The 6,587-nt window shown below is 63.4% G+C and carries 10 protein-coding genes; all 10 read left to right on the top strand.

Translation table 11 applies throughout. The annotated features are described in order from the left end of the window. A partial coding sequence (locus AWT75_RS13100) for a uroporphyrinogen-III C-methyltransferase (protein WP_338021302.1) occupies window positions 1-344 on the top strand: 344 nt, incomplete at its 5' end. Window positions 345-416: 72 nt separating this feature from the next. Beyond that, window positions 417-845, top strand: a complete 429-nt coding sequence (locus AWT75_RS13095; protein ID WP_062789495.1) for a hemerythrin domain-containing protein — start codon at window positions 417-419, stop codon at window positions 843-845. Further along, on the top strand, window positions 842-1,054 hold the full coding sequence (locus tag AWT75_RS13090; RefSeq protein ID WP_062789493.1) for a DUF2249 domain-containing protein: 213 nt from the start codon (window positions 842-844) through the stop codon (window positions 1,052-1,054). Before AWT75_RS13095 ends, AWT75_RS13090 begins: the two co-directional genes overlap by 4 nt. Continuing rightward, complete coding sequence (locus tag AWT75_RS13085; protein ID WP_062789491.1) at window positions 1,051-2,349, top strand: hypothetical protein; 1,299 nt, start codon at window positions 1,051-1,053, stop codon at window positions 2,347-2,349. Before AWT75_RS13090 ends, AWT75_RS13085 begins: the two co-directional genes overlap by 4 nt. 127 nt (window positions 2,350-2,476) lie before the next feature. Beyond that, on the top strand, window positions 2,477-3,040 hold the full coding sequence (locus AWT75_RS13080) for a YIP1 family protein (protein ID WP_045846228.1): 564 nt from the start codon (window positions 2,477-2,479) through the stop codon (window positions 3,038-3,040). Window positions 3,041-3,055: 15 nt separating this feature from the next. After that, window positions 3,056-3,469, top strand: coding sequence for a DUF488 family protein, N3 subclade (locus AWT75_RS13075; protein WP_062789489.1), 414 nt, complete (start codon window positions 3,056-3,058; stop codon window positions 3,467-3,469). 42 nt (window positions 3,470-3,511) lie between these two features. Next, window positions 3,512-3,949, top strand: coding sequence for a MarR family winged helix-turn-helix transcriptional regulator (locus AWT75_RS13070; RefSeq protein WP_045846226.1), 438 nt, complete (start codon window positions 3,512-3,514; stop codon window positions 3,947-3,949). Between the two features lie 84 nt (window positions 3,950-4,033). Next, window positions 4,034-4,855, top strand: coding sequence for an HPP family protein (locus AWT75_RS13065; RefSeq protein WP_239689583.1), 822 nt, complete (start codon window positions 4,034-4,036; stop codon window positions 4,853-4,855). After that, window positions 4,816-5,151 (top strand): CBS domain-containing protein, encoded by a 336-nt coding sequence (locus AWT75_RS22945; protein WP_239689582.1) that lies wholly within the window; start codon window positions 4,816-4,818, stop codon window positions 5,149-5,151. The genes AWT75_RS13065 and AWT75_RS22945 overlap by 40 nt, the downstream gene beginning before the upstream one ends. A 117-nt stretch (window positions 5,152-5,268) precedes the next feature. Further along, window positions 5,269-6,537 (top strand): NnrS family protein, encoded by a 1,269-nt coding sequence (locus AWT75_RS13060; RefSeq protein ID WP_239689581.1) that lies wholly within the window; start codon window positions 5,269-5,271, stop codon window positions 6,535-6,537. Window positions 6,538-6,587 lie beyond the last annotated feature (50 nt).

Genomic DNA, 6,587 nt, shown 5'->3' with positions numbered 1-6,587 from the left:
CAGGGTTGCAGCCTGGTCACGGCCACCGCCGTCAGGGGGAAAGCGCACTGGACTGGACACAGCACAGCACGCCGGAGCAGACCCTGGTGGTGTATATGGGGCTGGGCGAGGCGGCCCATATCGCCAGCCAGCTGCTGGCCCATGGCCGCGACCCGGCCACGCCGGTGGCCATCGTGGAAAGGGCCTGCAGCACCGCCCAGCGCTGTGTGTGCGGCCAGCTGGCTACGCTGGCGCAGCTGATTGCCGACCAGCAGATTGCCAGCCCGGCACTGCTCATCATCGGTAGCGTGGTCACCCTGCATCAACAGTTGCAGGCCTTGCGCCAGCAAGCAGTGATTTCTTGATACGGGTCATTCAGGCCGCAGCCGCAAACAGGCAATACTGCTCACCATCAACCTCAGCCAAGGCAAAGCACCATGAATGCCATCCAGCAACTGACCGAACAACATCGCCTGTGCGATACCGACTTCGCCATCGCCGAAACAGCGGTACGCCAGGGCGACTGGCCCAGGGCCCGGGCCGTGTTTCAAGCCTTCCACAACGGCATGCTGCAACATTTTGCGCTGGAAGAAGACAGCCTGTTTCCCGCCTTCGAAGCCGCTACCGGCAGCCAGATGGGCCCCACGATGGTGATGCGTAACGAACACAGCCAGATGCGCGCACTGATGCTGGACATGGCGCAGCTGTTGTCATCCGAACAGGCTGGCGACTATCTGGGCTGTGCCGACACGCTGCTTATCCTGATGCAGCAGCACAACATGAAAGAAGAAAACATTCTTTACCCCATGTGCAGCCAGCACATTACCGGCTTTGCCGATCTGGTTGCCGCCGGAGCCGCCGCATGAGCCCGCGCGACCTGCGCCAGCTGCCGCCGCCACTGCCGATGGAAATCATCCTGGACGAAGCGGACGGGCTGGCACCGGGCCAGCAAGCGGCCTACATCCTGCCGCACCATCCCAGCCCGCTGCTGCCGCTGTTACAGCAACAGGGGCTGGACTTCCGTTTCGAACTGTCCGGTGACGGCGGCGTCATCCTGATCCTGAGCCGGCCATGAGCCAGGCCTGGCTGTCTTACGAAGCTGCCCCGCCGCCCTGGTTGCCGGGCAGCTTTTTTACTGCCAGCCTCTCCTGGCTGCTGATCACCGGGCTCACCCTGCTGCTGGGCAACGCTGTCCTTGCCAACCGCTTCGATCCGCTGATTGTCACCCTCACCCACTTGCTGGCGCTGGGCGTGCTGGGCAACACCATGTTCGGTGCCGTATTACAACTGCTGGCGGTGGCCGCCGGGGTAGGTACACCTAGCCCGCGTGCCTTGTGGTGGCGTATCTTCCCCGCGTGGCAGGCCGGTGTCGCCTGTCTGTGCTGGGGCTTCAGTCATGGCTTTGCCGCGACATGGCTGACTGCCGGCGCGCTACTGGCTTACAGCGCCGGACTGGCACTGCTGCTGCATACGCTGCCCGGCCTGTGGCGCAGCCCGGCGCGTGATGCCACCAGCCAGGGGTTGCGTCTGGCCCTGGGCGGGCTGGGCGTGGCGCTGAGCCTGGGCCTGTTACTGGTACTGACACTGGGTGGCCAACTCCAGCTGCCTTTCCTGCCATTGCTGCACAGCCATGTGCTGTGGGCAAGCCTTGGCTGGTTGCTGGCCTTGTTGTTGGCCGTCAGCCAGACCGTAATCCCCATGTTTCTGGTGTCTCCGCCCTACCCTGCCGCCAGCCGCTGGCTGCTGCCCGGCCAGTCGGTGCTGCTGCTGGCACTCAGCCTGTTGCTGCTGTGGCAGCAGGACAAAATAAACAACTGGCTGACACTGGCAGCTCTTCCCGCCGCCGCATTTGCCAGCCTCACCCTGCAGCAGCTGCGCCGCTGTCGCCGTCGGCAAGACCCCCTGTGGCTGAGCTGGCTGCTGGCCATGCTGGCTTTGCTGTCAGGACTTTCATGCGCCCTCGCCGCCCCTTGCTGGCCTGCCAACACCAGCCTGCCGCTGTACTGTGGCGTGCTGTGGCTGGGTGGCCTGGGGCTGGCTTGCGTGCTGGGCATGCTGGGTAAAATTGTCCCGTTTCTGGCCTGGCTGCATCTGCAACGCATGCAGCCCCCGCGCGGCGTACTGCCCGCCACGCATGGTTTCCTCTCCGAACAAGCCGTGCGGTGGCTGACCGGCCTGCATGCGCTGTGGCTGCTGACAGCATTGGCCTGGTGTACTTGGCCAGCCCATTGGCAGAGCGCACTGGCCATGCTCAGCCTGCTGCTGGCTGTAATGGCAGCCTGGCATGCACTCAGGCTGTGGCTGCGCTACCGGCAAGTGCTGGCCATCTGCCTGCGACCAGGACAGCCGCCGGCACAGCCCGCCGCCTGAGCCAGGGCGAGCCCCACTCCCCACTCCCCACTCCAGCATGCTCCGCCATGTGTGCATTTTGCTGTGGATTTATATCGTATTGCGATATATATTTGGATGGCAGCCTGTCGCTGCCAAGGAGATCGCCATGAACCTGCAACACCCGCTCCAGATGATTTACTCATCACGCCATGGCTGGGACCAGCTAGGCCAGCGTCATCCATCCGTGCTGAACAGCTTTGTGAAGATCGTGCTGCCTGCATCCCTGTTTGCCGGCGGCATGGTGCTGTACACCGCCACTTATCATGCCGACAGCTATGCTCCCGGCGTGCCGCTGCAAAACTGGCAGCAAGCCAGCCTGATCCTGCTGCTGACCAGCTGGCTGGCCGTCAGCCTGATGGCCTGGGTCATCCGCCAGTCGGTACATGCCAGCAGCCGCCCGGCCTTTGCCGACTGCTACCGGCTGGCAGCGCTGGTGCCGCTGCCCATCTGGCTGTCTGCCGTGTCCTTGCTGCTGCCCTACCCGGCGCTGAATGTGCTGTGCGCACTGCTGGGGCTGGCGGCATCGGCAGGCCTGCTATACCACGGCCTGGATGCCTGGTTCGAGCACGATGACTCGGTGCATACCCTGTCGCTGGCCTATACCATCTTCGCCATCGGTGCGCTGGTATGGCTGTTTGTAGTGGCACTCTTGCTGCTGCCCTTGTTGTAAACGGAGCCAGTCATCATGCATATCACCCTGCAATCCCTGCAAAGCTACCAGCCTGACTCCACACCGGCCTTCCTGATCGGCAGCGAACCGGCTGCCGGCCTGCCAGCCGATGTTGTGCGCCGCTTGCGTCATGTGCCGGCATTGTCGCCCGCACCGGGCCTGAGCGACTGGATGCACTGGCGCGAAGAACGCTGGAGCCAGTTTTGCGAAATCTACTGGGCCGTGCTGCACAATAATCCGCAGCGCTGGGAATGGCTGGCACACATGGCCAGACGGCAACACATCATCCTGCTGCATGCCGAAGCCGATGCCACGCTCAGCGCTGCCCGTGCCTTGCAATTATTCCTGCAGCAGCAAGAGGAGATGCCGCTTGCCTATGCGTCCCCGGTTTGCTTTGCCGCGCAATTCGGCAGTGGCGGGCTGTTGTGATATGGTGAGCAGACTTGTGTTTTCTCCCCGCTGTTGCCCACCATGACCGCTCCGCTACTCAGCAAACAGGATTTCGAACGCCTGGCCGACTTTCGTTACCGCCTGCGCCAGTTTTTGCGTTTCAGTGAAGAACTGGCGCAAGAGCACGGCATCACGCCCTTGCAATACCTGCTGTTATTGCAGGTGCAGGGCTACCCGGGCCGCGACTGGGCCACGGTGGCGGAACTGGCCGAGCGGCTGCAATCGCATCATCACAGCGTGGTGGGGCTGATCAAACGCTGCGAGGAGCAGGACCTGGTAAAGAAAACCCCGGGCCGCCAGGATGGCCGCCAGGTAGAAATCAGCCTGTTGCCCAAGGGGCAGGAGCTGGTGGCCAAGCTGGCCGCCCTGCACCGCGAGGAGCTGCTGCTGCTGAAAGACCTGGGCGGTGCCCAGTCGCTGGACTTGCTGCTGAACGTACAGCAAAAGCTGCAAGCCTGAGCAAGACAGCCCGCACCGGCGGTTCTGCGCATGAAAATATCGCTACGCGATATAATATCCTCCCACCCCACCTCTGTATCTGTCATGACTTCTTCACCCCAAACCCCACGCACGCGGCACTGGCTGCGTGGCTTTCTGCCTGCCCAGTTACTGGCGGGCCGCCGTGAACGGCTTTATGGCTGTGTCGGTGCCGGTATTGGCCTGCTGCTGACCGAGTTGATCAGCCGTGCCGCGCTGGGTGGCTCCAGCCCCTGGTTCATCGCCCCGATGGGCGCTTCCGCCGTGCTGTTGTTTGCAGTTCCTTCCAGTCCGCTGGCCCAGCCCTGGTCCATGTTGCTGGGCAATCTGGTTTCCGCCGTCATCGGCGTAGCCTGCGCCCACACCATTGCCGACCCCGGACTTGCAGCCAGCATGGCCGGTGCCCTGGCCATTGCCGCCATGTTCCAGCTGCGCTGCCTGCACCCGCCCGGCGGTGCCGTCGCCATTACCGCCGTACTGGGCGGCCCGGCCATCCAGGCCATGGGCTTCCAGTTTGTGCTGTGGCCGGTTCTGGCCAATTCCCTGCTGCTCCTGGGCGTGGCCTTGCTGTTCAACAATGCCGTGCAGCGCCGTTATCCGCATCTGCCGGCAGACAACGCCAATCCGCACCACACGCAGGACCCGCTGCCCAGCGAACGCCGTGCCTTCAACCAGCAGGACCTGCACCAGGCTCTGGCCGATTTTGGCGAAGTGCTGGATGTGAGCGAGGACGACCTGGCCGCCATTTTCACCGCAGCAGAACAACAGGCACAAAAGCGCCGCTTTGGTGCCATCCGCTGTGCCGACATCATGTCGCGCGATGTAGTGTCCATCCGGCCGATGCCAGCTTGCAGCAAGCCTGGGACAAGCTGGCCCATCACAAGGTAAAAGCCCTGCCAGTGACCGATGCCGCCGGGCAGCTGCAAGGCATGGTGTCACTGCATGACTTCTTCCTGCCCCACCATCAAGCCAGTGCCATCCCGCAGGCAGCGCGGCTGGATGGCAAGGTGGCCGACATCATGAGCCAACCGGTGCGCAGCCTGCAGGCCACCCAGCCCATCAGCGAACTGGCACTGGCCTTTTCCGATGGCGGCATGCACCACATGCCGGTGATCGATGCCGCCGGCCAGTTGTGCGGCATGATTACCCAGTCAGACCTGATCGCCGTGTTGTTCAAGCAATAAGGGCTGACAACAGGAAACTGCTGCCTTGCGCCTGCTTGCCCGAGGGTGCAAGGCAGCGGTTGGCCACCACCGGCCAGTGCAACATGCCTGTCGGCCTGACAGGCAAGGCCGATTGTCTTGACGCGAATCATTCCCATCCTGCCCGCCTGCTGGCGATACTCGGCCATCACCACCTGCATCGAGCCCGCCATGAACACCCAGCCACTCCCCCACCCTTTGCTGCGCGCACCGCACCGCATTGCCTTTCTGTTTGGCATGCTGCTGGCGCTGTTGCTGTTTGCTGCCTGGTTTGCCGAGCTGGCCTCGCGCCTGGGCAGCCACCCCATCCTGCCTGCTGTCCCGGCGGTGATGGCCCATGCCTTCCTGATGCTGTATGGCATTTTTCCGCTATTCATGACCGGCTTCATTTTTACCGCCGGGCCGCGTTGGCTGGGCGTGCCTGCGCCATCCCGCCCCCGTTACCTGGGCGTACCGGCCTTGCTGGCCGGCGGATTGCTGTTGTGGCTGGTCGGCCTTGGTCTGGGCCGTGCTTGCTTGCTGGCCGGGCAGCTGCTGTATAGCGCCGGTTTTGCCGGGTTGACACTGACGTTTGGCCAATTGATATGGCGTAGCCAGCAGGCAAACCGGCTGCATGCATGGATGGTGCTGTGCGGCTTTGTACTGGGTTTTGCCGGTTTGCTGGCTGGCTTGTACTGGCTGTGCAGCGGCAATGCCAGCGGCTGGCTGCTGATGCGTGACCTGGCCTTGTGGGGCTTTCTGCTGCCGGTGTTCCTTACCGTCTGCCACCGCATGCTGCCGTTTTTCACCCTCAGCGCCATGCCAAACATTCCGGCCTGGAAGCCGGACTGGCTGCTGTGGGCCATGCTGAGCGGCAGCTGGCTGCACGGCCTGCTGTCGATTGCAGGGCTGACGACCGTGCCGGCTGACCTGCCCTTCTGCCTGTTGCTGGTTTATATCTGTCGGCGCTGGCAGGGCTGGCGTACCGGGCAGAATCGTCTGCTGTGCATGCTGCATCTTGCATTTGCCTGGCTGCCGCTGGCTTTCTTGCTGTATAGCCTGGCCGGGCTGCTGCCGGTGTCGCTGGGGCTGGCACCGCTGCATGCCATCACCACCGGATTTTTCATCAGCATGGTGATTGCCTTTGTGTCCCGCGTGTCGCTGGGCCATGCCGGTCAGCCGCTGCAAGCACCTGCCTGGCTGTGGCGGCTGTATCTGGCGGTGCACGGCATGGCCTTGCTGCGCGTGGCCACCGACTGCCTGCCCGCTACTTGGTCAGCCCGCCTGTATGTATTGAGCGCCTGCGCCTGCCTGCTGTTGCTGCTGGGTTGGAGCCTGCGTTTTGTCCGGCTGTATCTGCAAGCGCGTAGCGATGGCCAGCCCGGCTAGTGCATCTTGCTTCTCCCGCTGCCACAGGGCGGCTAAAATGCCGCCTGACA

It is taken from the genome of Aquitalea pelogenes (assembly GCF_001515305.1).
GTDB lineage: Bacteria > Pseudomonadota > Gammaproteobacteria > Burkholderiales > Chromobacteriaceae > Aquitalea > Aquitalea pelogenes.
This window is presented reverse-complemented; position numbering and strand designations above follow the sequence as displayed.